Annotated in this window: 24 protein-coding genes and 3 pseudogenes; 14 read left to right on the top strand and 13 right to left on the bottom strand. The window is 44.3% G+C overall.

The features are described 5' to 3' along the window. The first annotated feature begins 109 nt into the window (after positions 1 to 109). A pseudogene (locus MBEAL2_RS10680) lies at positions 110 to 639 on the top strand (superoxide dismutase family protein). A gap of 124 nt (positions 640 to 763) precedes the next feature. Here MBEAL2_RS10680 and MBEAL2_RS10675 read toward each other — a convergent pair. Continuing rightward, the gene (locus tag MBEAL2_RS10675; protein WP_047152297.1) at positions 764 to 1,825 is read right to left on the bottom strand and encodes a tartrate dehydrogenase; all 1,062 of its coding nucleotides are present in this window, start codon (positions 1,823 to 1,825) and stop codon (positions 764 to 766) included. Between the two features lie 429 nt (positions 1,826 to 2,254). Between MBEAL2_RS10675 and gdhA the strand changes: the two genes are divergently transcribed. Continuing rightward, on the top strand, positions 2,255 to 3,637 hold the full coding sequence (gene gdhA, locus MBEAL2_RS10670; protein ID WP_047152296.1) for an NADP-specific glutamate dehydrogenase: 1,383 nt from the start codon (positions 2,255 to 2,257) through the stop codon (positions 3,635 to 3,637). A 146-nt stretch (positions 3,638 to 3,783) separates the two neighbouring features. Here the strand turns inward: gdhA and MBEAL2_RS10665 are convergent, their stop codons facing one another. Beyond that, the gene (locus MBEAL2_RS10665) at positions 3,784 to 4,524 is read right to left on the bottom strand and encodes an SDR family NAD(P)-dependent oxidoreductase (protein WP_047152295.1); all 741 of its coding nucleotides are present in this window, start codon (positions 4,522 to 4,524) and stop codon (positions 3,784 to 3,786) included. Positions 4,525 to 4,648: 124 nt separating this feature from the next. Here MBEAL2_RS10665 and MBEAL2_RS10660 point away from each other — a divergent pair, with 124 nt between their 5' ends. The 6 genes from MBEAL2_RS10660 (at position 4,649) to MBEAL2_RS10640 (ending at position 8,826) form a co-directional block, all read left to right on the top strand. Next, positions 4,649 to 5,338 (top strand): LysR family transcriptional regulator, encoded by a 690-nt coding sequence (locus MBEAL2_RS10660; protein WP_369405490.1) that lies wholly within the window; start codon positions 4,649 to 4,651, stop codon positions 5,336 to 5,338. Next, entirely contained in the window at positions 5,242 to 5,490 is a 249-nt protein-coding gene (locus tag MBEAL2_RS33970; RefSeq protein WP_369405495.1) for a LysR family transcriptional regulator substrate-binding protein, read from the top strand. The genes MBEAL2_RS10660 and MBEAL2_RS33970 overlap by 97 nt, the downstream gene beginning before the upstream one ends. 328 nt (positions 5,491 to 5,818) lie before the next feature. Further along, entirely contained in the window at positions 5,819 to 6,547 is a 729-nt protein-coding gene (locus tag MBEAL2_RS10655; RefSeq protein WP_047152294.1) for an amino acid ABC transporter ATP-binding protein, read from the top strand. Positions 6,548 to 6,573: 26 nt separating this feature from the next. Beyond that, positions 6,574 to 7,419, top strand: coding sequence for an ABC transporter substrate-binding protein (locus MBEAL2_RS10650; protein WP_047152293.1), 846 nt, complete (start codon positions 6,574 to 6,576; stop codon positions 7,417 to 7,419). A gap of 81 nt (positions 7,420 to 7,500) precedes the next feature. Then, positions 7,501 to 8,160 (top strand): amino acid ABC transporter permease, encoded by a 660-nt coding sequence (locus MBEAL2_RS10645; protein WP_047152292.1) that lies wholly within the window; start codon positions 7,501 to 7,503, stop codon positions 8,158 to 8,160. 15 nt (positions 8,161 to 8,175) lie between these two features. After that, complete coding sequence (locus tag MBEAL2_RS10640) at positions 8,176 to 8,826, top strand: amino acid ABC transporter permease (protein WP_047152291.1); 651 nt, start codon at positions 8,176 to 8,178, stop codon at positions 8,824 to 8,826. 103 nt (positions 8,827 to 8,929) lie between these two features. Here the strand turns inward: MBEAL2_RS10640 and MBEAL2_RS30160 are convergent. Continuing rightward, positions 8,930 to 9,019 (bottom strand): annotated as a pseudogene (locus tag MBEAL2_RS30160) (DinB family protein); the annotation flags it as partial. A gap of 112 nt (positions 9,020 to 9,131) precedes the next feature. Between MBEAL2_RS30160 and MBEAL2_RS33585 the strand changes: the two are divergent. The 6 genes from MBEAL2_RS33585 to MBEAL2_RS33580 are packed head-to-tail and all read left to right on the top strand — an operon-like array spanning position 9,132 to position 13,317. Further along, the gene (locus MBEAL2_RS33585) at positions 9,132 to 9,260 is read left to right on the top strand and encodes a hypothetical protein (RefSeq protein ID WP_269082464.1); all 129 of its coding nucleotides are present in this window, start codon (positions 9,132 to 9,134) and stop codon (positions 9,258 to 9,260) included. A gap of 27 nt (positions 9,261 to 9,287) precedes the next feature. Further along, positions 9,288 to 10,199 carry a ubiquinol oxidase subunit II gene (locus MBEAL2_RS10635; RefSeq protein WP_047152290.1) on the top strand — a complete coding sequence of 304 codons (912 nt, stop codon included), beginning with the start codon at positions 9,288 to 9,290 and terminating at the stop codon, positions 10,197 to 10,199. 32 nt (positions 10,200 to 10,231) lie between these two features. Next, positions 10,232 to 12,199 carry a cytochrome aa3 quinol oxidase subunit I gene (qoxB, locus tag MBEAL2_RS10630; RefSeq protein WP_047152289.1) on the top strand — a complete coding sequence of 656 codons (1,968 nt, stop codon included), beginning with the start codon at positions 10,232 to 10,234 and terminating at the stop codon, positions 12,197 to 12,199. 27 nt (positions 12,200 to 12,226) lie between these two features. After that, the gene (qoxC, locus tag MBEAL2_RS10625; protein WP_173427710.1) at positions 12,227 to 12,829 is read left to right on the top strand and encodes a cytochrome aa3 quinol oxidase subunit III; all 603 of its coding nucleotides are present in this window, start codon (positions 12,227 to 12,229) and stop codon (positions 12,827 to 12,829) included. 2 nt (positions 12,830 to 12,831) lie between these two features. Then, on the top strand, positions 12,832 to 13,164 hold the full coding sequence (locus MBEAL2_RS10620; protein WP_047152288.1) for a cytochrome o ubiquinol oxidase subunit IV: 333 nt from the start codon (positions 12,832 to 12,834) through the stop codon (positions 13,162 to 13,164). A 27-nt stretch (positions 13,165 to 13,191) separates the two neighbouring features. After that, positions 13,192 to 13,317 carry a hypothetical protein gene (locus MBEAL2_RS33580; protein ID WP_269082463.1) on the top strand — a complete coding sequence of 42 codons (126 nt, stop codon included), beginning with the start codon at positions 13,192 to 13,194 and terminating at the stop codon, positions 13,315 to 13,317. A gap of 64 nt (positions 13,318 to 13,381) precedes the next feature. Here MBEAL2_RS33580 and MBEAL2_RS10615 read toward each other — a convergent pair whose 3' ends face one another. The 10 genes and pseudogenes from MBEAL2_RS10615 to MBEAL2_RS10575 form a co-directional block, all read right to left on the bottom strand. After that, a complete protein-coding gene (locus MBEAL2_RS10615) occupies positions 13,382 to 14,578 on the bottom strand; it encodes an NAD(P)/FAD-dependent oxidoreductase (RefSeq protein WP_047152287.1) in 1,197 nt (398 codons plus the stop codon). Between the two features lie 234 nt (positions 14,579 to 14,812). Beyond that, the gene (locus MBEAL2_RS30155) at positions 14,813 to 14,983 is read right to left on the bottom strand and encodes an aspartyl-phosphate phosphatase Spo0E family protein (RefSeq protein WP_201780816.1); all 171 of its coding nucleotides are present in this window, start codon (positions 14,981 to 14,983) and stop codon (positions 14,813 to 14,815) included. A 372-nt stretch (positions 14,984 to 15,355) separates the two neighbouring features. Next, positions 15,356 to 15,979 (bottom strand): arylformamidase, encoded by a 624-nt coding sequence (gene kynB / locus MBEAL2_RS10610; RefSeq protein WP_047152286.1) that lies wholly within the window; start codon positions 15,977 to 15,979, stop codon positions 15,356 to 15,358. Between the two features lie 24 nt (positions 15,980 to 16,003). After that, positions 16,004 to 16,861, bottom strand: a complete 858-nt coding sequence (gene kynA / locus MBEAL2_RS10605) for a tryptophan 2,3-dioxygenase (RefSeq protein WP_047152285.1) — start codon at positions 16,859 to 16,861, stop codon at positions 16,004 to 16,006. Between the two features lie 27 nt (positions 16,862 to 16,888). After that, positions 16,889 to 18,174: pseudogene (gene kynU / locus MBEAL2_RS10600) on the bottom strand (kynureninase). Between the two features lie 376 nt (positions 18,175 to 18,550). Further along, on the bottom strand, positions 18,551 to 19,630 hold the full coding sequence (locus MBEAL2_RS10595) for a YkvI family membrane protein (RefSeq protein WP_047152284.1): 1,080 nt from the start codon (positions 19,628 to 19,630) through the stop codon (positions 18,551 to 18,553). Between the two features lie 68 nt (positions 19,631 to 19,698). After that, positions 19,699 to 20,808, bottom strand: a complete 1,110-nt coding sequence (menC, locus tag MBEAL2_RS10590; RefSeq protein ID WP_047152283.1) for an o-succinylbenzoate synthase — start codon at positions 20,806 to 20,808, stop codon at positions 19,699 to 19,701. Beyond that, positions 20,805 to 21,665 (bottom strand): GNAT family N-acetyltransferase, encoded by an 861-nt coding sequence (locus MBEAL2_RS10585; protein WP_047152282.1) that lies wholly within the window; start codon positions 21,663 to 21,665, stop codon positions 20,805 to 20,807. The genes menC and MBEAL2_RS10585 overlap by 4 nt, the downstream gene beginning before the upstream one ends. Then, entirely contained in the window at positions 21,662 to 22,804 is a 1,143-nt protein-coding gene (locus tag MBEAL2_RS10580; protein WP_047152281.1) for a M20 peptidase aminoacylase family protein, read from the bottom strand. Before MBEAL2_RS10580 ends, MBEAL2_RS10585 begins: the two co-directional genes overlap by 4 nt. A gap of 17 nt (positions 22,805 to 22,821) precedes the next feature. Then, positions 22,822 to 23,697, bottom strand: coding sequence for a MurR/RpiR family transcriptional regulator (locus MBEAL2_RS10575; protein WP_047152280.1), 876 nt, complete (start codon positions 23,695 to 23,697; stop codon positions 22,822 to 22,824). Positions 23,698 to 24,092 lie beyond the last annotated feature (395 nt).

Below are 24,092 nucleotides of genomic sequence, written 5' to 3'. Positions count from 1 at the left end.
TTCTTCATGTTAATGCATAAACGAGTCGTTGCTTTGCCAAGAACATAACTTCCGCCCACACATAAAATAAAGCAGATTAAAAACATAGAGAAATGATGGAGGTTGTTGTATGTACGAGTATGTGAGTCATGCATTTTATTCGCCAGGACCAGCTCCTTATGACATGTATAGAGTACCTGACCGTGCGTTTGCGCGCATAAAAGGCAGTTCCCTGGCACCGAACTTGAAAGGTTTTGTCGTATTTACCGATGTATCCGGAGGAACCGAGGTATACGTGGAAGTTCACGGTCTTCCGCCTCACCAGCCAGGAACAGCCGGACGACAGCCTATTGGGCCGCACGGCTTTCATATCCATACGAATGGTTCGTGTCAGGTCGGCGACCCGGCAAATCCGTTTCAGGCAGCGGGTGAGCACTGGAACCCAACAAATCAGCCGCACGGTAATCACCCCGGAGATTTCCCGGTCTTATTCTCCAACAATGGATACGCCCGGATGAACTTCTTCACAAATCGGTTTCGCACCGCTGACGTTATCGGGAAATCGGTTGTGATTCATCAAAATCCGGATGACTATCGCACGCACCTGCCGGCAACTCGGGGAAAAGAATCGGATGTGGTGTAATTCAGCCGGCTCAATAGATTAATCGTCAGCATTTTAACAATAGCAAGTATAGTAAAACCCCGTTTTCCTTTATGGAAGCGGGGTTTTGTGCTGTATGTATGTCAGATATTATGTATGGTATATGGAAGCTTCTTACCGCCTTTACGCCCTTTTCCTTAAATGGTGAATCATCATATCCGTCACTTCGGCCATATTCGCGCGTCCGCCGAGGTCAGCAGTTTTCCCGCCGGATTGCAGCGTATCTTCAATCGCATCAAGAATCAGCGCCCCAATTTCCTGATAACCCATGAAATCCAGCATCATTTTACCTGTCCAGATTTGCCCGATTGGATTGGCTACTCCCTGGCCTGCAATATCCGGAGCAGACCCGTGTACAGGCTCGAACATGGAAGGATATTTTCGTTCTATATTCAGATTCGCCGCCGGTGCGATTCCGATACTGCCCATAATGGCTCCTCCCAAATCCGTGAGGATATCGCCAAACAGATTGGAGGCCACGATGACATCAAAGATTTGTGGTTTCATCACAAAGAAAGCGGCTAGCGCATCGATATGGATGCTTGCTGTCCCGAAATCCGGATAATCGTTTTGCACATCTTTAAAGACATCGTCCCAGAATGGCATACTGTGGGAGATGCCATTTGATTTCGTGGCGCTGGTAACATGGCCCCTTCTTTCTTTTGCCAAATCGAACGCGTATCGCATCGCCCGCTCCGTTCCTTTTCGAGTGAACACGGCGTTTTGAATGGCAATTTGGTCGCTGCCCTGATGAATCCGTCCGCCAACCTCCGAGTATTCTCCCTCTGAATTTTCGCGAACAACAACCAGATCAAATTCCTTTGGATTTTTGAGCGGTGATTCTAGGCCGCGTAGCAATTTAGCCGGCCGGACATTGATTGACTGCTCAAAACCGCGGCGAATGTTGATCAGAAGCCCCCATAAGGAAATGTGATCCGGTACAAGCTGTGGCATCCCAACCGCACCTAAGAAAATCTGATTAAAGTTCTGTAACGTTTCCAATCCATTTTCCGGCATCATCTGGCCGTGGTTAAGATAATACTCACAATTCCAGGGGAAATGGGTCCATTGAAACGACAACCCTCCGTGAATTTCTGCGACCGCATCTAATACCCGAATGGCGGCCGGCACGACTTCATTTCCTATTCCGTCTCCCGGAATTACAGCGATTTCATATTTGTTCATAAAGTCCTCCTATTATTTCTTAAATGATGTGAAAAGAGAAAGATACTTAATCGACTATTTTAAATAATCATTATTATAAGTTCTTTTTAGGCAATCGTATACCATTTTCACATTTACTTTTGAAACCTGTCCAATATGCTGAAAAACTCCCCAAGAAACTCATGGAATAGCTTCTCTGCGGGAAGCAGTTGGCGTTCGCTGGGAATAATTACACCGATCGTACGGGTAACCCGGGGTTCGATGACGATAGCTTTACTGATTAATATTATCTACTTTTCATATTGTTTAGATTGTTTTTCAATTATAAAATAGGCTATAGTAAGAAAATCTACCAATTATTAAAGCATATGAAGTCTATATATGTCAGATTATCTCTAGACTTCTAACTTTGTATCACACACTCTTATAACAAGGGGGTCTAAAGACAACATGGCTACTTTACAAGAAGTTAAACAAACGGAAACAGAAATTGCCAAAGATTATGTGAATGAAGTGTATGAAGCTGTGAAGAAGCGTAATCCTAATGAAAGTGAATTTCATCAGGCGGTTAAAGAAATTTTTGATTCTCTCGTACCTGTGTTTGCTAAACATCCAAAATACATAGATCATGGCATACTTGAAAGAATGGTAGAACCGGAAAGAGTTATTACCTTCAGAGTTCCATGGGTAAACGATCAAGGAAAAGTACAAGTAAACCGTGGATTCCGTGTACAGTTCAACAGCGCAATCGGTCCTTATAAGGGTGGCTTACGCTTTCACCCTTCCGTTAATGCCAGCATCATTAAATTTCTAGGCTTTGAACAAATCTTCAAGAATTCCTTAACTGGCCAGCCAATCGGAGGAGGCAAGGGCGGGTCTGACTTCGATCCAAAAGGAAAATCCGATGCAGAAATCATGCGCTTTACGCAAAGCTTTATGACTGAACTCTGCAAATATATCGGCCCGGACATCGACGTTCCGGCCGGCGATATTGGAGTAGGTGCAAGAGAGATCGGATTCATGTTTGGACAGTACAAAAAGATTCGCGGCGGCTATGAAGCCGGCGTATTAACAGGGAAGGGCCTTGGATATGGCGGAAGCTTAACACGTACCGAAGCTACAGGCTATGGTGCTGTTTACTTTGTACAAGAAATGCTGAAGGACAAGGGGCTTGACTTCAAAGGAAACACGGTTGTTGTATCCGGTTCCGGTAATGTTTCCATCTATGCTATCGAAAAAGCCACGCAGTTAGGCGCAAAAGTTGTGGCCTGCAGCGATTCCAACGGTTATGTTTATGACAAAAACGGCATCAACCTTGATACTATAAAACGACTGAAAGAAGTTGAGAGAAAAAGAATCAGTGACTATGTGAAGGAACATCCGCAGGCACAATACTTTGAAGGATGCTCCGACATCTGGTCCATCCCCTGTGATATCGCTCTGCCGTGTGCAACGCAAAATGAAATTGATGAATCATCAGCAAAAATTCTGGTTGCCAACGGAGTCAAAGCCATCGGTGAAGGGGCAAACATGCCGTCTACATTGGAAGCAATTGATGTGTTCCTGAACAATGATGTTCTCTTCGGACCGGCAAAAGCCGCCAATGCAGGTGGCGTAGCGGTTTCTGCATTAGAAATGGCCCAAAACAGCGCGAGACTGTCCTGGACGTTTGAAGAAGTAGATGCAAAATTACACGAAATTATGATAAACATTTATCGAAACAGTGTGAAAGCCGCCGAGGAGTATGGCTATCCAGGCAACCTGGTCGTAGGGGCCAATATCGCAGGATTTATAAAAGTAGCCGATTCAATGGTGGCACAGGGAGTTATCTAAATAAAAAAAAACGAAAAGTTAATTTATAGATACAATAAGCTTCCACTACATCAAGGGTGGCCGCTTTAGAGATTTCTAGAGCGAACACCCTTTTAATTTTTGTTAACGACCTTCATTAGCCATTATTTATATTACGGTTTAAAGTTTTAAAGAGTCTGTCCATTGTCTATTACAAATGTTTGTCCTGTTATGGAACTTTGAGTCATTTGAAAAATAATGGATTCCGCAATATCATTAGGTGTTGATATCCTCTTAAGAGGTAAGTTTCCAGCAAGATTATACATTTTCTCTTCATTACCAGCCCACCATCTTGTATCCACAGCCCCAGGTGCAACTGCATTAACTCTAATTTCCGGTGCTAAAGCAATTGCCAATGACCTTGTCATTGCATGTATTGCTGACTTGGTTGCAGCATATGGAATAGATGAACCTATTCCTGTCACTCCTGCAACGCTACCCATGTTTATAATAACCCCTGACCTTTGTTGTTTCATGTAAGGAACTACTGCCTTTACACAATAAAACATACCTTTTACATTTATATCAAAAAGTTCGTTCCATATTTTATCTGTTACTGAGTTTAAATCGTCCATAGAGATTTGGGCGGTAATACTTGCATTGTTAACTAATCCATCGACTGTTCCATATAATTCAATCGTTTTAGATACCATTTTTATTACTTCTTCTTCATTTGCAACATCGGCTTTAAAAGAAAATGCTAAACCTCCTTGTTCTTTAATTTGTCTTACAACATCCTCTGCGTCATTTGCAGATTTATTATAATTTATAACGACTTTTGCACCTTCACTTGCTAATTTTAATGCAGTTGCTTTCCCTACTCCTGTTCCAGCACCAGTTACTATTATTGACTTATTAACTAGTTCCATTTTTAATCATCCTTCCTTGCTTTATTTAATATTTTTATTATATTTTGAGGTATTAGAGTTGTATAATAGTTAGAAATTAGTGTGGTATCATTTTAAATGATATCAGAGGAGGATATAGAAACTTATGGAGTCTCATGAGTTATTAATCTTTAAACATGTTGCTGAATCGCATTCTATCTCTAAAACTGCTGAGAAACTAGGATATGTACAACCAAATATCAGTCAAAGAATTAAAAATTTAGAGGAAGAATTAGGAGTTAGATTATTTAAGCGAAATAATAGAGGAGTAACTATGACTAGTGATGGGGAAATTTTACTCGATTATGCTAATCAGATTCTCCTGTTAATGAATGAAGCAAAAATAAAAATCAACCCTGAGAAATGGCAGGAACGTCTAGTAATTGGTGCTACACAAACTATCTCTGCTCTAAAGGTCCCTAGAATATTGTCATCTTTTCTTAGTCTTAATAATCAAATTAATGTTAAAGTGAGAACAGATACAACTAGTATGTTGCTAGAACAGGTTGTTTATGGAGAAGTTGATGGCGCCTTTGTCACCGAACCGTTTGATTATAGCGAATTAAAAACAGTTTACACAATTCCAGAAAAAGTAAGCCTTATTTCACCAAAGAATCGTCCGAATAAAATGCAGTATGAACAGACATTACTTGTAAACAGCAATCCTAATTGCATTTATAGAAAAACGCTTATTCATTTATCAAAAAGAATTCTTACAACAATTTACGTATCATTGAGTTTGATTCACTTGAGGCTATTTTACAATCTGTTAGTGATGGACTTGGTATCAGTTTAGTACCTTCTGATGTTGCAAAACTTCAGAAGTATCAAAATGAATACAAGATATCAGAACTTCTAGAGCCTGTCCAAATATACTTTGTAATAAAAAATAAGAATCAACAGCCCAAAGGTCTGAAAAGTTTTATCAAGTTTCTACTAGAAGAATAGGATTTAAACTTGTAAAACATTTCTGCTACAAGTCCTTGACGTGTTATTATTCCCACTGCTGAAGTCTGTGTAAATTGAACATACCTTGCCAATAAAAAAACGCGGCATGAGAACAACATACGAAATTGGCAGGTTATTATTATGACTATGTCAGACTGGGGAAAATTTGTCCTTTTCCCTATGTAAAACGCAAAATTCTACAATTCTCCTTACAGAAAATAAAATATTTTAAACAATCATTAAATAAACATTTATTTCTCCATTTAAAATAGTATAATTGATCCAATACATACAGATAATGCTGTCTTCATTGTTAGGGGGAACAAATTTGATTTCTTTTCAGAACGTACAAAAGCACTATGGAACCTTCCACGTGTTGAAAGATATTAGTTTAACGATCAACGAAGGGGAAGTAGTTGTTGTTATCGGGCCGTCCGGCTCTGGCAAAAGCACGATGCTTCGCTGTATTAACCGGCTTGAAACAATTACAAGCGGGGAATTAACCGTTAACAATGTGAAGGTAAACGACAGAAAAATCGATATAAACAAGCTCCGGCAGGAAATCGGGATGGTATTCCAGCACTTCAATCTGTATCCGCATAAAACGGTACTGCAGAATATTACGCTGGCACCGACGAAAGCGCTGGGCGTTTCTGAACAGGAAGCAAAAGAAACGGCAATGCATTACCTGACAAAAGTAGGCATCCCTGACAAAGCGGATTTCTATCCTACTGAGCTTTCAGGGGGCCAGCAGCAGCGCGTGGCCATCGCCCGCGGACTCGCAATGAAACCGAGAATTATGCTGTTTGACGAGCCTACATCGGCGCTCGATCCTGAAATGATCGGTGAGGTATTGGACGTCATGAAGACGCTGGCGAAGGAAGGGATGACAATGGTCGTCGTTACGCACGAAATGGGCTTCGCCAGAGAAGTGGCGGATCGCGTCGTGTTTATGGATCAGGGCCAGATTGTTGAGGAGGCAGCACCGGCTGAGTTTTTTGCGAATCCGCGTGAAGAACGCGCTCGTACATTTCTTAGCCGTATCTTAAATCATTAATACACATAACAAAGGGGGATTTTTACATGTCATTCTGGAAAAAGTTTACGCAGGCGGGTCTCGCCCTTTCTCTCGTAGCTGTGGGCCTTGTTGGCTGCGGTGGCGGCAAGGAAACATCTTCTGCAGGAGGCGAAAGCAAGGCGCCTGCAGCTGCAGTAAAAACACTGGATGAAATCAAAAAGCGCGATAAATTTGTCGTTGGGGTTAAATATGATACAAACCTGTTCGGTTTAAAAGACCCGGGAACAGGTAAAGTAGAAGGCTTCGATATCGATATTTCGAAGGCAATTGCGAAGAAAATACTCGGTGATGAAAATAAAATCGAGCTGAAGGAAGTTACTTCCAAGACGCGGATTCCGATGCTGAAAAACGGAGATATTGATGCCATTGTCGCAACAATGACCATTACCGAGGCGCGCAAAAAAGAAGTTGACTTCTCTGACGTTTATTTTAAAGCAGGACAATCGCTCCTCGTGAAAAAGGGCAGCCCAATTAAAAGCATTGCAGACATCAAACCCGGCACCAAAGTACTCGGCGTGAAAGGTTCCACATCCGTGAAGAACATTCGCGAAAAAGCACCTAATGCTTCTGTTCTCGAATTTGAGAACTACTCGGAAGCTTTCAGTGCATTGAAAGCAGGGCAGGGGGAAGCGTTAACAACAGATAATGCGATCCTTTACGGAATGATGAAGCAGGATCCGAATTATGAAATGGTTGGCAACAACTTTACAGATGAGCCATATGGTATTGCGGTCCGCAAAGGTGACACAGATTTCGTTAAAACAGTAAACGATACGCTTAAGGAATTAAAAGACAGCGGTGAATACGCCAAAATTTATGAAAAATGGCTGGGAGAAAAACCTAAAGAATAAGCCTGCTTAACAACGGGATGAGCGGTTTCTCGCGCTCATCCCGTTTATGTATACCTACATCTTATAAGGGGGGACTGCGCGTTGCTGGACTTCTCCATTCTTACAAACTATTTAAATGAATACTATCTTAAAGGCTTTATCAATACGATAGGCATCAGTATAATCGCACTGGTGGCCAGCTTTATCTTAGGGACGATTATATCTGTTTTCCGTATTGCCCCGATTCGCCCGCTGAACTGGATCGGTGCCATTTATGTGGAATTTATCCGCAATATTCCATTGCTGCTCATTGCCTTCATTTTCTTTTTCGGGCTTCCCCAGTTGCTCGGCATAACATTAAACGGATTTATTTCCGGAACGATCGCTCTCTCTGTATATACAGCAGCTTTTATTGCAGAGGCGATTCGCGCAGGCATCCTCTCGATTCCAAAAGGACAAACAGAGGCAGCTCGCTCTTCCGGCCTTACGTACATCCAAACGATGCGGTACATTATTCTTCCCCAGGCCATTAAACTCGTTATTCCGCCTTTAGGAAACCAGTTTATAAACCTGGTGAAAAATTCCTCCATTCTCGGTGTTATTTCCGGGTTTGATTTGATGTACTACGGGGATCTTGTTGCTTCCGATTCGTTTGCAACGTTTGATACCTACATCTTCGTCGGGATGTTCTATCTGGTATTAACGGTGCCTCTAACCCTCGGCGTAAATTATTTAGAACGAAAATTGGCGAGAAGCCGCTAAAAGGAGGGACAACAGATGGATTTTGCAGCTGCCTACTCCTGGACAAATATCAAATTTTTACTGGAAGGCCTGCTTGTCACGCTGGAAGTAGCACTCATTGCGATTATTTGCAGCTTTCTTATCGCTTGCGTTGTAGGCATTTTAAGATATAGCCGCATTCCCGTTTTATCGAGGGTCCTCGCTATTATCGTAGAGGCGATTCGGAACCTGCCGCTCCTGCTCATCATCTTCTTTATCCACTTCGCTTTGCCTGAGGTAGGAATTAAGATGAGCGTGATGTCTTCTGCCATTGTTGCGCTTACGATTTTCGAAGCCGCTATGCTTTCTGAAATCGTACGCAGCGGCCTCAATTCTATCGACAAAGGACAGATTGAAGCGGCGCGCGCCTCCGGTTTAACGTATACACAGACAATGTGGCACATTATTCTGCCGCAAGCTTTGCGCCGCATGGTCCCACCGATCGTGAGCCAATTTATTTCCCTGCTGAAGGATACATCGCTCGCTGTCGTTATTGCGCTGCCGGAACTTCTGCACAACGCGCAAATCATCAACGGTAAAAATGTAAACTTCATTCTGCCTACCTTTATGATGGCAGCGTTGATGTACTTTATTGTGAACTATTCGCTTTCCATCGTGGCTAGGCGTTTGGAATTAAAGCAGGCATAACAAGCAAAAAACGGAGCGTGGTATCCATCCCACGCTCCGTTTTTTGTGTGTAAACCTTAAGACGGCTCTTTATGTGACCGAAGAAGCCAGACCCCGCCCACTCCCCCGTCCGTTCGCGCAGCAATGCCTCCTCCGAAAGCTGCCTGCACCATTCAAACCATTCATCTCTTACCTGCCAGTTGTAGCGAAACAATTACAGCAGCCTATTTGCGAGTTAAAAAATGGTTAATAAGAGGGAAGGTATATGGACAAACTAGAAAGACCAACATAATGACAAAGAAAGAAACAAATAAGAAGGGATCCTCATGCCAAAAACAAAACGCAGAAGCAGAACGCTTATGATTAGCACAGCTGTTGTCGTACTCGTTGGCCTTTTAATCTTGTTGTTTGAATTTCGCGGAATTGCATTTCAGAATTTCTTTCTCGGACGTTAACGAAGCAGCAGGAAAGGACTTGAACCTATGAAACGAAGGAAAGGATTCCAGGCATTTATTGTTCTTGCAGCAGCAGCGTGTCTGCTTCTAACGGCAGGCTGTTCCCCCAATTTACTCGTATTTAATACAGCCGGGCCTGTCGCAGAGGTTGAAAAGCGTTTAATCATTATCTCAATCGTTCTTGTTTCGATTGTTACCATTCCGGTTATTCTACTGCTTTTCTATATAATTTACCGTTACAGGGATACGCCGGATAATACTGCGCCATACCGGCCCGAATGGTCGGAAAGCAGGCTGCTGGAAATTATCTGGTGGGGAATTCCGATTATCATTGTGGGGATTTTAGGAGCATACACCGTACGCGATACGTTCGTACTGACAAAGCCGCAGGCGAAAGCTGGCCCGCCGCTCACCATCCAGGTCGTTTCGCTCAATTGGAAGTGGCTGTTCCTGTACCCTGAGCAAAACATTGCCACGGTAAACTACTGCCAGATTCCAGTCAACCGAACCGTAGAGTTTATGTTGACGGCTGACTCCCCGATGAACTCATTCTGGGTACCGCAGCTGGGCGGACAGGAATATACGATGCCGGGGATGGCCATGCGCCTGTGGCTTACGGCCAATAAACCGGGTGACTATTACGGCACCGGCGCCAATTTTACCGGGAAAGGGTTCGCCCATATGAGGTTTAACGTGGCTGCTAGATCCGACCTTGAATTTAACAATTGGGTACAGCAGGTCAAACGCACAGCGCCTGCCCTTCCTGACAGAGGGTACGCGGAATTGGCCCATCCAAGCATTGCTGAACAGGCATCCTTCTCTTCCTTTCCGCCGGAGCTTTTCAGAAAGACAGTCGTCCGGGACGGCGGTATGTACATGAAAAAAGATCCAAGAAAAAAAGCTCAAACAACTGAAACTAAGCATAACCACGCCCACTAAGGGTACAATAAAACGTTTAGAGAGGGAACAACATGGCAGAGCGCATTAAAAATTTTGCCTCACACTTTTTTGTCACCGGCGATCCGATGATTTATGGGGCCGACGTATCCATTGTCCTCGTTAGTGTTGCCATTATCTTCGTCCTTACGTATTACAAAAAATGGGGCTGGCTATGGCGCGAGTGGCTGACGACCGTCGACCATAAAAAAATCGGCATTCTATACATCATTTCCGCCCTCTTGATGTTTTTCCGGGGCGGGGTTGATGCTCTTCTGCTGCGGATACAGCTGACATATCCGAATCTTAGTTTTCTAAAGTCTGATCACTATAATGAGATTTTCACGACGCATGGGACGCTTATGATTTTATTCGTGGCAATGCCCTTTGTCTTTGGCATGATGAACATTGTTGTTCCCCTGCAGATTGGCGCGCGTGATGTTGCGTATCCTTACCTGAACGCAGTCAGCTTCTGGATGTTCTTCTTTGGAGCGATGCTGTTCAATCTCTCCTTTGTTATTGGCGGATCACCGGATGCAGGGTGGAACAGCTATCCGCCGCTTTCCGAAGTCGAATTCAGTCCAGGCCCCGGCGAGAACTATTACTTGCTTGCGCTGCAGATTTCCGGTATCGGAAGCCTGGCTACCGGGATTAACTTCTTCGTAACGATTATGAAAATGCGCGCACCGGGCATGAAATTAATGTCCATGCCGCTGTTCACATGGTCGATTCTGTCGACATCCATCATCATTATCTTTGCTTTTCCAGTGTTAACCGTTGCGCTTGCCGTATTATTAATCGACCGGATCGCCGGCGCCCATTTCTTTACGATGTCAAACGGGGGAAACCCGATGATGTTTATAAACCTATTCTGGATTTGGGGCCACCCTGAAGTTTATATTGTTGTTCTCCCGGCATTTGGCATCTTCTCTGAAGTTGTTGCCACATTTTCAAAGAAACGCATTTTCGGGTATGCTTCCATGGTCGCTTCCATGATGGTTATCGCGGTGTATAGCTACTTTACATGGGTGCACCACTTCTTCACGATGGGCGCAGGGCCAGGAGTCAATAGTTTCTTTGCAATCACAACAATGATTATCTCGATTCCAACCGGAGTTAAAGTATTTAACTGGCTTTTAACGATGTATGAAGGGCGAATTCGTATGACTGTACCGATGCTCTGGACGATCGCTTTCATTCCTACATTTGCAATTGGCGGCGCAACGGGTGTTATGCTTGCTGTCGCACCCGCGGACTACCAGTATCATAACAGCTATTTTCTCATTGCCCACTTCCATAACGTGTTGATTGGCGGTACGATTTACGGAATGCTGGCGGGAATGTATTACTGGTGGCCGAAAATGTTCGGCCATAAGTTAAATGAGCGGCTGGGCAGGTGGGCATTCTGGCTGTTCAATATCGGTTTTTACCTGACCTTCATGCCCCAGTACGTTCTCGGATTAATGGGCATGACACGGCGCATTTATACGTATCCACCGGACATGGGCTGGACAGATTTAAACATGGCTTCAACGATCGGCTCCTTCATTATGGGAATCGGGTTCCTTTTCCTCGTTGCCGACATTCTGTACAGTATCCGCTATGGTGAACGTGATACAACAGGCGATGCATGGAACGGCCGCACGCTGGAGTGGTCCATTCCTTCGCCGGCGCCGCATTATAATTTCGCCCGAATTCCTCAGGTGAAAAGCCGTGATGCATGGTGGATGGAGAAGGAAGAGCGGAAAGCGGGCGTTCCGCAGCAAGAACCTGAGCCGCTTGAACCCATCCATATGCCGAAAAACTCCGGGCTCCCCTTCCTATTCTCTCTTGCCTGGTTTATCGCAGGATTCGGGCTTGTATTTAACTGGTATGTCATGGGGGCCGCCGGACTTGCCGCCGTCGCCATTATGCTTATTGTCCGGTCATTCCAGTACGATACGGATTACTACGTTCCAGTTGAAGAGATTCAGCATACTGAAGCTGCACAAGGGAGGTCATAAACGATGTCGATGGCAAAAGGCGAGGTTATGCTAGGCAAGGTAGACCATGGTGTTCCGCTTGAGTATTCCACTGAAGAAGGCGTTCTTAAAATCTTTGGGTTCTGGGTTTTCCTGGCATCTGATTTAATCCTATTCGCCACGCTGTTTGCCCTGTACTCCATCCTGTATACGCACACGAACGGTGGTCCAGGGCCTGCCGATCTATATGAGGTTCGGGGTTTTACAGCTGAAACATTTATTCTGCTTACAAGCAGCTTTACATGCGGCCTGGCGACACATCAGATGCGCCTGGGGGATGCAAAATGGATGAACATTTGGCTTGTGGTCACTCTCCTTCTCGGGCTTTCCTTTATCGCCCTGGAAGTGAGTGAGTTTATCACCTATGTTGCACGTGGGGCTACCATACAGAAGAGCGCTTTCCTCTCGTCTTTTTTTGTTCTGGTAGGTACGCACGGCTGCCACGTCTCACTCGGGATCGTCTGGATGCTCTGTATTATGATTCAGGCGGCGCGCCGGGGCATTACCGCGGTGACGGCACGCAAAGTATTTATCGTCGGCTTGTACTGGCACTTCCTTGATGTAGTGTGGGTGTTCATTTTCAGCGCTGTTTATTTACCGGGGGTGATGTAACGATGTCGACTTTGGATAAACAAACGCCGGGACAGGGTGTGCACAAACACGGGATTCCGTGGTCGCATGTTGTAGGATTTGTTCTCTCGCTTATTTTAACCGGACTCGCCCTCTGGATGGGGCTCTCACACGTATTAAGTTTCCGGCCCCTCTTTACTGTCATACTCGGGCTTGCGGTACTGCAGATTTTGGTGCAGCTGTTCTTCTTCATGCACGTTAGGGAAGGCCACGGCCCCGCCTGGCACGTGTGGATGCTCGTGCTCGGGCTGCTGTTTACTTTCACAATTGTTGCCGGTTCCATATGGATTATGACTTTCGGAAGTGAAATCTATTGAACAGAAAGTTCGATTGGAGGTAACACCATGAAAAACCGCGCAAGAAATGATGGGCTTCGAATGGTTTTGTGGGCTATTGTGGCAATATTAGCTATCATCTTAGTCATGGGAGCTATTCTCTGGTTATCCGACGGTTATTTGCTAAATCGATAATGATGGACCCGTTTGTAAAAACCCAGAAGCCGAAGGCAGGGGTGGACTATCCTTTTCCTTCGGCTTAAAAGCTTCCCTTTTTTAACATAAGTTTGACGCCGCCGATCATAAATAAATACCGCCAGTCAATAAACCTCTTCACGATCACCGCCGGATAGCCGGTCAGTTTCCTTCTGCCAATCATGCCGATCGCATCCTGCCGCCCAAGGGAGGCAACCGTTCCGCGAATCACCGGCCTGAATGCTTTTTTTCCATATTTATTCCCGCGAACCATGGACGCCAGGTTCTCCCCAATCGCCTTTCCCATTTGTTCGGCAATCTGAGCCGTCGGAGGGTATGGACGCCTTTTCTCTCTGTCTATTACTAACGCACAATCCCCGATAACAAATACATTTTCATAGCCGGGAGCACACAGGTACTTATCAACTTCGACTCTGCCGCGTACGGAAGGGAACCGCGACCGCTCGATTACCGAATTGCCCCGGACTCCGGCCGCCCAGACTACGGTTCCCGCCTTAATCTTTTTTCCGTTCGCCAGCACAACCCCTTCTTTGCTGCACTCTTTAATCGGTATGCCAAGAATGAGGTCAACGCCTTTTGATTGGAGAGCGGCGGTTGCATATTTCACCAGATCAGGTTCGAAGCCGGGCAGCACTGAAGAGTTGGCCTCGACACTGAATAAACGAACCAACTCGCGATCAACATCATACTCCTTGCATAGTGCGGGTACCCGATCAGCTAACTCGCTAACGAATTCAATCCCCGTAAAACCCGCCCCGGCGACCACAAACGTTAACAATTCTGTACGCTCCGGCTCATTTCTGTATGTAGCAAACTGGTACTCAATATGTTCCTTTAGCTGTCTTGCACTATTGATGTTCCATCGGTTAAAGGTATATTTCATTAATCCCGGTATTCCGAATGTCTCCGGTTCGGAACCAAGGCCAATCACCAGATAATCGTACGCTACTTTTTTGCTTTTAAGGATAATGGTTCGTTCACGGGTGCGAATTTCTAAAACCGTATCCTGTATAAATTTTACCTTTTTGGAATTGATGATGTTTTTAATATCTACTCTTGCTTTATTATGCGGGAATGTCCCGGCAGCAGGCTCGTGAAGTTTTGTCGTAAAATAATGGTACTCATTTTTGTTTATGAGAATAATATCGGCTTCTCTGGCTTTCATTTTTTTTTGGAGGGTGAGGACTGCGGCGATGCCCCCGTATCCTGCTCCCAGGATGACTATCTTTGGAATTGGCATATGTGTTCCACCTTTACAAAGGAATCCCTTGTCTCTCCCAATCACCTAGTAATGAAAAAACCGAGATATTTCATCTCGGCTGCACTATCTCTTCAGCTTCCTTAGTGGAATTGCGCCCGGAAAATAATTAGATGTCTATATACATACTATGCATGATATACACAAGAAATTCTTATATATCGTAGTGAAAAAAAGCCAGCCCGGTTTCCCATCAGGCTGGCTTTCACTTCCATTTTATATGGGCTGCGATTTCATCAACTTTACAATTAAATGATCAAGTTCCCGGCTGAAATGGAGAACCTTCGGATGTTGAAAATCGAAACCATGCGCCTTAGCTGCCTCTGTCATTACTTTTTTCAATTCCTCAATTGTAAGCAATAATTCTGTTCGCATGTCTATTTTCATACCCATTCGGCCTCCTATTGTACTATAAGCTGGTACCATATAGACCATTATAACTACAATAAATCATTTTTACAGGCCATGAAATACGATAAATCGTTACATAAATGTGAACGCCATACACATAGATTGCCGATTTATGCGCATCCTTAAATCGAATTGACTTTTACTTTAGGGAGGTTACAAAAATGACTCAGCAAAACAACAACGGCGCTCAAAACAATAACAACAATAACAACAATAACGGCGCAGACAACACAACACTGATTTAAACCTTTTATTAAGCGAGTAACCGCACGCAAAAAAAGAGGGGGGTTCTCCTCCCCTCTTTTTCCTGTTAACGTTTCACACTCTCCTAAGTGGATAAATCTGGCATTACATCTTCCGTAACACAGCCCGCACCGGACTGCCGTCCGCCTCTACAAGCGGCAGCGGAAGAGCAGCTAATTCATAATCTCCGGGCGGTACACTCTCTAACATAAGCCCCTCCAAGATGTGAATCCCGTTCCGGGTGAGTTCATGATGGGCAGTCAATTCCTTACTATCCAGCGGATCAACTGAAGGCAGATCGAGGCCGAGCAGGCGAACCCCGCGAGCTGCGAGGTAGGAAGCAATTTCCGGATGCACGTACGGAATTTTCTCCGGGAATACGCTGATGTCTTTCCATGCCCCTGTACGAATAAGGAGCCGCTTTACTCCCTCTATATCTATATCAGTTAATTCCTCGACGCTAATCCTGTCGGTATCAGGCAAATAGATGACACGAGCCGGGCCGATATACAAATCAAGATCCAAATCGATGACCCGCTTCCCTTCATTATCAAAATGAAAGGGAGCGTCGATGTGCGTACCCGTGTGGATGCTCATTGTGATTTGCCCTACATTAACTGAGCCGCTCTCCTGCTTCGTCCAGGCTAGTCGATAAGAAAACGGGGTATCTCCCGGCCAGGTCGGAACGCTGCTGTCAAGGCGCTGCGAGATATCAATCCATTGTTTCATACAACCATCCTCCGTTTTTTCTTATTACAGCTCCGTTCGCAAGCTCCACAATTCGGAAAAAAAACGGTGTTCAAGGGCACGTCTTAAATACATCACTCCGGACGATCCCCCTGTTCCCTGCTTATGTCCAATAATCCGTTCAACAGTATTCATATGGTTAAACCGCCACTGCTGCTGTTGGCTGGCAATGTCCACAAGCTTCTCCGCTAATTCGTACAAATCCCAGTACTGGTTCACGTTCCGGTATACTTCTAACCAGGCGGCCTCCACGCTGGCATTGGGCGTGTAACTCTCCGACCAGTCCCGCTGCAGGCACTCTTGATCAACAGGCAGACCCCGTGCAGCCATCACCGCAATGGCTGCATCATAGATGCTTGGTTCGTGGAGAGCCTGCTGCAACTGCCGGTGTAATTCTGGCTGGTGTGCGTAGACAGACAACACTTGGACATTCTTGTAACCGAGGGCAAATTCAATGAGCCGGTTCTGATACGATTGGAATCCTGATGAGTGGCCCAGTTTATCTCTGAATTGCATGTAATCAGCAGGCGTCAGGGTGGACAGAACATCCCATGATTTAATGAGCTGCTGCTGGATCCTGGAGATACGGGATAGCATTTTGAAGGCCGGCTCCAAATCGTTCTTCCTAATACTACTGATGGCTGCATGCAATTCATGGAGGATAAGCTTCATCCACAGTTCACTTACCTGGTGGATAACAATAAACACCATCTCGTCATGGTGGCCGGATAACCGCCGCTGGCTGGACAGCACTTTATCCAGATGGAGATAGTCACCGTAGGTCATCTCCTTTTGAAAATCGGTATGAATATTGTTCTCCAGTCCATGCCTTGTTTCTGAATTGTTTTTATTTGAGTGAGACAATGCCAACCCCTCCCTCTCGTTCAGTGCTTATGCGACCACATTCCGCTCGTTTTCGAATTTCTCGTACTCTTTTTCCACCATAATCTTCTTCAGGATCTCCACAATGTTCCACACATCGGTATAAGAGTTGTAAAGCGCAATCGGAGCCAGGCGAATAATATTCGGTGCCCGGAAATCCGGAATGACATGATTTTCTTTGAGCGCCTTGCAAATGCGCGCCGCGTCCTTATGCTCTAAGCTCGTATGGCCGCCGCGGCGTTTATCTTCCAGCGGAGTGCCAATAGTAAAACCAAAGCCGGACAATTCATATTCAAGCAGGTCCATTAAATATCGATTCAATTGAAGGGATTTTTGGCGGATATTCTCAATGCCCGCCTCCGTAAACATTTCTAAAGAACCGAGCAAAGGAGCCAGGCTCAAGACATGAGGCGTTCCAATTTGGTAAGCTCTTGCCGTTTCAGCGGGGCTTAATGTATGCTCCATGTCAAACTGTTTATCCTTCTTTGAACTGAACCACCCGGCCAAGCCCGGCTGGCGGCCAAAGTGTTTTCGATTGACAAACAGGCCACCGACACAACCGGGTCCCCCGTTCAAATGCTTATAATTGCACCAGTAAGCAAAGTCTACATCCCACTCACTAAAGGCATGTGGAATCGAGCCTACAGAATGACAACCGTCAAACCCAATGAGAATCCCGCGCGCATGAGCTTCTGCTGTCAGGCGCTTCATATCGAGTATTTGTCCACTGCGGTACAGCACCGTCGGCAGAATGATGAGGCAATGCCGTCCCCCATAGCGGCGATAATATCCTCTTCTTCAAGAAACCTTCCATCCCGGCTTTTCACACAAACAAGATGTTCTTCGGGGGGATATCCGTGCGTGCGAAGATAGCTTTGCAGTGCATAAATATCAGAAGGAAACGTCAGTTCATCGGCTAGAATTTTCGTCCGTTTTCCTTCAGGCTGGTAAAAGGTAGCGACAAGCTGATGCAAATTCACCGTCGTGGAACCGGTTACAATAACTTCTTCAGGAGCGGCCCCAACTAACGGCGCACACATTTCACCTAATTTCTCCGACAGGTAAAACCATGGGTGACGGCCCTGCGTCCACCCGTCAATGCCGTATTCTCTCCAATCGTCCAGAGAATCAAGGAGCGTTCGCTCGGCTCTCCTGGAGAGAAGACCCAGGGAGTTACCATCCATGTAAATGGTCCCCGGCTTGAGATAGAACTCACTACGAAATCGCAAGAGTTTATCCAGTTGATCGAGCTGCCTGGCATACTCAGCGGTCGGTTGAAAGGAATAAGAAGACATAAGCCCCTCCTTTTCATTACAAAAAGTTGTCGATTGAAGTAAGCGTATCAAGGAATATGACGCAGCGTCAATGTTATTGTATTTTAACTGCATTTTATGTAATGAAAATTAGATTTAATAACCAATCGCTTCCTAGCCATTTGTCCTTATGTCTAGCAATAAGAAGGTGTGGACTTTAGTGACAAAAGTATGTTACTTTTTTCTATCTGTATTCATGTCAAGAGAGTGTCTATTACAACCTTTTTACAGATTGGGTCAAGTGTAGATGAAATACGGCCGACAATTTCAAAAACACTGTCGGCCAAAAATTGTTCGTTTTATCCTTCTCTTGAAAAAATATGGAATTAATCACAAAGTAATTGGGGCGTTAAGTCTTTTACTTCATCAGTACAGTCTCTTCAGATTTTTGATTGGCGTTATTACGATTACGGAACCAGAAAATAACAACTGCTATCATAAGAATAAAGCCGAGGTAACCCATAACAGGATAGACCGTTCCGACGAGGGAAGAAAAACCAAGAAAACTAACAGCGTAAGCAAGTAACCCAAAAAGTACTGTCCCAATTTTAAATGCTCTTCCTTTATCAGGGTTGATGATTCTTGCCGAAAAGGCATAGAGCATCCCCACAGAAGTGTTATAAATCATAACAAGTAAGATGACGGCCATCAAGACGGAAAACCAAGGGGAAATTGAGCTAGCAATTGTCAGAATCGGCATTTCCGATTCTGAAAGATGGTTAAATGATGTTAACATTGTAAAGTGAATAATAAGAATGAGAATACCAAGCCCGAGTCCACCTAACATCCCCCCTCTTGCAGCGTCCTTTTGGTTGTGTACAGAACCACTCATCGCCATTAGCATAGAAGCACCTGCAGCAATATTGTACGAAACGTAGAGCAAACCACCCATCCACCAATTTGGCGCTGCTTGTTTAGCTGGGATGGACGTAATATGAGTAAAATCAATTCCATTTTTAAAAAGTGCAAAAACCGCAATTAAAATCACAATTCCAAACATAAAGGGCGTCGCGAGTCCCATGAGCACAATAATGCGATCAAGGTTAAGCAAAACGGTCCCTAGCGTCAGAAGAAGCATAATAATACTTCCTAAAAAAGAAGGGATTCCAAATTGTTGTTCAAATACGGCTCCACTTCCAGCCAGCATAACCGATGCGACACCAAATAAGAAAAAGGTAGTTACGATGTCAACCAGTACACCTAAATATCGACCACAAATCTTGTAAACGACATCCTTATGTGAAGTAACAGACATCGAACTCCCCAGATAAGCAATCTGCATTCCGAGAAAGGCAAACAAAATGGTTGCAAGTAATCCGCCGATAATTCCGATCACACCAAATGAAGTGAAAAACTGAAGAATTTCCTGCCCCGAAGCAAAACCTGCCCCAATAATTAGACCGATAAAAGCGCCTGCAATTTTTAAACTTTCTTTCATAACTGACTCCCCTTGTTATATTTTATATAAGATTCAGATAACAACAGATAGAAGAAGGCAAGCCCTTCTTATGGACGGTATGTTTTAGAAGAAACCGTATACTCTTCCACTTGTTTTCGATTAACTTCATAGCCAATGCCGCTATGCTGTGGAACTGTAATCAGACCGTTATGTACTGTCACTTCCGGTTCAATGATATCCCGTTCCCAATAGCGTGACGAAGCTGCGGTATCACCTGGCATGGTAAAGTTCTCTAATGTAGTAATCGCGATATTATGGGCTCTTCCTACACCGGATTCAAGCATGCCGCCACACCAAACAGGAATGTTGTTTTCTTTGCAAAGATCGTGGATTTTTTTAGACTCGGTCAGCCCACCCACGCGTCCGATTTTAATGTTAATAATTTTGCAGCTACCTAAGTCGATGGCTTTTCTCGCATCATCATAAGAATGAATACTTTCATCAAGACAAATCGGTGTTGTTAATTCAGCTTGTAATTTTGCATGATCCACAATATCATCCGGTGTAAGCGGCTGTTCGATCATGGTGAGATTAAATTCGTCTAACGCCTTCAATCGATCAATATCCGCTAATGTATAAGCAGAGTTTGCATCCGCCATCAAGGCAATGTCAGGAAAATGTCTGCGTACGTCTCGCATCACCTCGACATCCCAACCCGGCTTAATTTTCACTTTCATCCGGCGGTATCCTTCGGAAACATAGTTATCGATTAATTTCAACAAGTCTCCCACAGATTCCTGAATCCCGATACTGATTCCCACTTCAATTTCATTTTTCTTTCCACCGAGGGCTTTACTTAACGGTTGTTTGTTCTTTTTTGCATAGAGATCCCAGACGGCTCCTTCAAGCGCTGACTTTGCCATATTGTTTTTTCGGATAAAAGCAAATCTAGCACTGATTTCATCGGGGTGCACAATCGTCTCTTTGAATGCGAGCGGAATCAAGTAATCTTCTAACATATGCCAATTTGTTTTTAGCGTTTCTTCGTTATACCAGGGTGCATGGAAAGCAACAGATTCCCCCCATCCCACTGCTCCATCCGCATCCACAGCTTCAACCAAGATAAAGTCTTTCATCTTGAAAGTACCGAAGCTTGTTGTAAAAGGTGCCTTTAATTCCATTTGTAAGTGCCGCAAGGTGATGCGTTCCAGTTTCATATGAACTCTCCTTCTTTTTTTAAATTAGACAACGCTAGGCTTTGTCTTTTTACTAGAACATAATGCTGGATGGGACGTTCTTTACTACGGATAATATGAGCCACAGCCCAGTGATGATTGAATGCCTCCGTAAAGGCCTCCCTTGTTTTCAATCGCCAATCAATGGCCAATCCCATATCTTGTTGTTTGATGAATTGGAATTCTGTAGGAACAGGAACATACAAAAAGGATGCGTTGGAGAGAGCAGCCCAATTGATGTTTTTTCTTGCCGCTTGCGGTAATCCATCTTCTCGCAGTTCCCAATCCAGTAACACTCCCTGTTTTTGAACCGAAAGCTTTGTGAATAAACGCTTCCTTTGCTCTTGATAAGGGCTGGTCATCAACCATTCCACATTAAACCGATCGGAAGGTAAGCCATTATTTAACCCGTCGGACATTTCACCATAACAATTCTCAATATAATCAGAGCAAATGGCACCCAATTTTACGATGTTTAAATATCCATTCCGACTCTCAAGCGGATCATACGTCCATCGAATCTTCTGATAGCCCAATTTTTCCGCTTCTTGTGCTTGCTTCATTTTCAAGAGGTAGCCAATTCCCTGGTTCTGATAATCTGGATCAATCCCCATCATATGGGAACAAAGATACGTTTCTCCTTTCGAGTAACCGGCAAAGCTGTAGAGGAACCCCACGATTTGTTCTCCAGCAAACGCCCCGATGGCTACTCCCCCATTTTTGACCGCCGTTAATGTCTGATGCGTAGGAATCGGGTCCATTCCCCAGACTTTACGTTCCAGATAAGAAATCTTCTCTAGCTCAGCAAATGTTTCTAGTTTTTTTAATATCATGCTCATTTTTTGTTCACTCTCTTATCCTTATTAAATGTTTCTATCACCGTCGTCGCTAGAATTTCGATACCAGATAAAAGGTCTCTTCTATCAAAGGACATGAGGGGATGATGCAAACCCGGCTGTAAATTACAACCCAAACCTAACATGGTTGCTTTAAGTTCAGGTTTCATCAAGGTATAAAAATGAAAATCTTCACCGCCTGATGTGACAACCGGAGGGGCACATTTTTCTTTCCCAAGAACCGACACGATAGATTGTTCCAACAATTGTTTGGCCTCTTCATTCACTTGCGCTGCAGCAACACGAACCCCCGGCCGAATCTGAATCCCTGCCCCGTAGATTATCGATAATCCTTGGGCAATCTTTTCAATTTTCTCCAAGAGGACATCCATCACTTCATTTGTTTGCGCTCTTACATCGAGCATAAACTCGGCATGGTCGGGGATAATGTTGCCGCTCTTATCACCTGCGATAAATTTGGTCATTTTAACCGAAGAAGGTGCTTGCGGATCTGTATGTATTTTACTTAACTCTTGAACCAAGGTGCCTCCAACTTCAATCACATTCACCCCTAAATGTGGCCGGGCTGCATGGGCGGATACTCCCCGGATTTCTCCTTGTAAAAATTGCGCTGCACCATGTACGATCGCAGGCGCAGCTAAACCACTTGTCAGTTCCTGAATCGGCCGTAAATGGACCCCGTATAAAAAGTCCACATCATCCACAACCCCTTTTTCCAGCATTTTCAATGCGCCTGTCCCTTTTTCCTCGGCCGGTTGAAAAATCACTTTTAGTTTTCCAGGGGGCTTGTAGCCTAATCGGTTTAATACCTTAACAACACCAAGAGCCATGGTCATATGGGCATCATGCCCACAGGAGTGATTCGCCTTCCATTGCCCGCTGACTTCCTGCCATAAAGCATCGAGATCCGCCCGCAATCCGACCGTGAAACCACCGTCTCCGATTTCCCCGATGACTCCGGTGCAATCATCGAACGTTTGAACCCGATATCCCTCTTGTTGTAGCTGTTCACCGATAAAGGCTGTTGTTGAAAATTCTTCCCAACTAATTTCTGGGTTTTGGTGTAAATAATCAAAGATGCCAAAAATTTCGTCTTGAATCTCCGTAATGATTTCTTTCATTCCCTTCCCTTCCCTCCTTACTCATCTTTCTCTTGTTTGAAAAAGGGGACCATTTCATTGGTTAAATCATAGGACTTCATGCGCTCTTCTACTTGTTCCAAGTTCTTTAAAGAGTATCCAGCCAGTACACTATTCAACACAGAAAATAATGGCGCGGCAAGGTCAATTGTAGAGGTCTGCTCAATTTCCAGTGGAATAAGCACATGAGCATGCGCAGAAATCGGGGCAAGGAATGAATCCGTAATTGCAATAACTTTGGCCCCCCGTTCCTTGGCAGCCTGGGCGATTTGCAAACTTTCTTTTGCGTACCGGTGAAACGACAACACCAGTACCGTCCAGCTTTCATCAAGTTCTGCCGATAGTGAAAAAACACTATCTGTATCAGTGCGATAAACTTTTGTCTTTCCCCGTAACAAGTTCAAGGTAAATCCAAACCAAAGAGCTGCAGGAAAAGAGGCATGCCGCCCTACAATTAAAACGTTTGACGCGGCCTGTAAACAGGTAATCGTCTCGTCCAGCAGGTTTTCATCGATTTTGTCCATCAATACAGAAATATTTTGCCTGTCTTTTTCCATCACCTTCGCATAAAAGTGAGGGTCTTTAGCAAACACACGCTTATTTCCAATAAACTCATTTAAACTGCTCTTTGAGCGTACTAACTGGCGCTGCAACTCTTTTTGAAATTCGGTAAACCCGTCATATCCAATGGAATAGCAAAATCGAATGACCGTTGTTTCGCTTACCCCCACTTTTTCCCCGATTTCAGAAGCAGACTCAACTGCACTTTTCTCGGAGGTTTTAAGTATGTATTCTGCCACCCTTTTCTGACTTTTCGTTAAGGAAGAATAACATGCTTGAATACGTTTCTTAAAGGAAGTCGAATCGGTATGCATTGGAATTCCCTCCAAAAAAGAAGCCTACACTTCGAATGTATAATATTTAGAAGTTTAAACTTCATTTAGAATAGTCTACAATAGTCTTTAAATTCATGCAAAGTTTTTTTTCAGATAGCTCAGTTTGAAAATGAAACAAACCGCCCTTCTTGTAGAAATGACAAAAAGGACGGCTGTTTTCAATATCTCTTCTTAAATTATACTTTGAGAAAATGTCACTAGCGTTGCATAAAAATCGATAACAAACGATAATGAATCCGTTCCACCCACTTCTCATAGGGCTGCCATAGATAACTTCGCAACAGGCGAGACAGTTCTAACAGGGTCCATTCCGCCTTTGTTTCAATTTTGATCAGTAGAAGCAGACAATAATAAATCAGGGCGATGAAAATTTG

The sequence above is a fragment of the Aneurinibacillus tyrosinisolvens genome (assembly GCF_001015055.1).
Classification (GTDB): Bacteria; Bacillota; Bacilli; order Aneurinibacillales; family Aneurinibacillaceae; genus Aneurinibacillus_A; species Aneurinibacillus_A tyrosinisolvens.
Note: the sequence above shows the minus strand (reverse complement) of the source record. Positions and strands in the feature narration are given on the sequence as shown.

Excerpts from the sequence above, each read along its gene's own strand:
- MBEAL2_RS10620 (WP_047152288.1), top strand. The coding sequence starts at position 12,832 with ATGTCGACTTTGGATAAACAAACGCCGGGACAGGGTGTGCACAAACAC.
- kynB (WP_047152286.1), bottom strand. The coding sequence starts at position 15,979 with ATGAAACAATGGATTGATATCTCGCAGCGCCTTGACAGCAGCGTTCCG.
- MBEAL2_RS10675 (WP_047152297.1), bottom strand. The coding sequence starts at position 1,825 with ATGAACAAATATGAAATCGCTGTAATTCCGGGAGACGGAATAGGAAAT.
- MBEAL2_RS10640 (WP_047152291.1), top strand. The coding sequence starts at position 8,176 with ATGGATTTTGCAGCTGCCTACTCCTGGACAAATATCAAATTTTTACTG.
- qoxC (WP_173427710.1), top strand. The coding sequence starts at position 12,227 with ATGCTAGGCAAGGTAGACCATGGTGTTCCGCTTGAGTATTCCACTGAA.
- MBEAL2_RS33580 (WP_269082463.1), top strand. The coding sequence starts at position 13,192 with ATGAAAAACCGCGCAAGAAATGATGGGCTTCGAATGGTTTTGTGGGCT.
- MBEAL2_RS30155 (WP_201780816.1), bottom strand. The coding sequence starts at position 14,983 with ATGAAAATAGACATGCGAACAGAATTATTGCTTACAATTGAGGAATTG.
- menC (WP_047152283.1), bottom strand. The coding sequence starts at position 20,808 with ATGAAACTGGAACGCATCACCTTGCGGCACTTACAAATGGAATTAAAG.
- MBEAL2_RS10665 (WP_047152295.1), bottom strand. The coding sequence starts at position 4,524 with ATGGAACTAGTTAATAAGTCAATAATAGTAACTGGTGCTGGAACAGGA.
- MBEAL2_RS10650 (WP_047152293.1), top strand. The coding sequence starts at position 6,574 with ATGTCATTCTGGAAAAAGTTTACGCAGGCGGGTCTCGCCCTTTCTCTC.
- MBEAL2_RS10635 (WP_047152290.1), top strand. The coding sequence starts at position 9,288 with ATGAAACGAAGGAAAGGATTCCAGGCATTTATTGTTCTTGCAGCAGCA.
- qoxB (WP_047152289.1), top strand. The coding sequence starts at position 10,232 with ATGGCAGAGCGCATTAAAAATTTTGCCTCACACTTTTTTGTCACCGGC.
- MBEAL2_RS10615 (WP_047152287.1), bottom strand. The coding sequence starts at position 14,578 with ATGCCAATTCCAAAGATAGTCATCCTGGGAGCAGGATACGGGGGCATC.
- MBEAL2_RS10660 (WP_369405490.1), top strand. The coding sequence starts at position 4,649 with ATGGAGTCTCATGAGTTATTAATCTTTAAACATGTTGCTGAATCGCAT.
- MBEAL2_RS10585 (WP_047152282.1), bottom strand. The coding sequence starts at position 21,665 with ATGAGCATGATATTAAAAAAACTAGAAACATTTGCTGAGCTAGAGAAG.
- gdhA (WP_047152296.1), top strand. The coding sequence starts at position 2,255 with ATGGCTACTTTACAAGAAGTTAAACAAACGGAAACAGAAATTGCCAAA.
- MBEAL2_RS10575 (WP_047152280.1), bottom strand. The coding sequence starts at position 23,697 with ATGCATACCGATTCGACTTCCTTTAAGAAACGTATTCAAGCATGTTAT.
- MBEAL2_RS10595 (WP_047152284.1), bottom strand. The coding sequence starts at position 19,630 with ATGAAAGAAAGTTTAAAAATTGCAGGCGCTTTTATCGGTCTAATTATT.
- MBEAL2_RS10580 (WP_047152281.1), bottom strand. The coding sequence starts at position 22,804 with ATGAAAGAAATCATTACGGAGATTCAAGACGAAATTTTTGGCATCTTT.
- MBEAL2_RS33585 (WP_269082464.1), top strand. The coding sequence starts at position 9,132 with ATGCCAAAAACAAAACGCAGAAGCAGAACGCTTATGATTAGCACAGCT.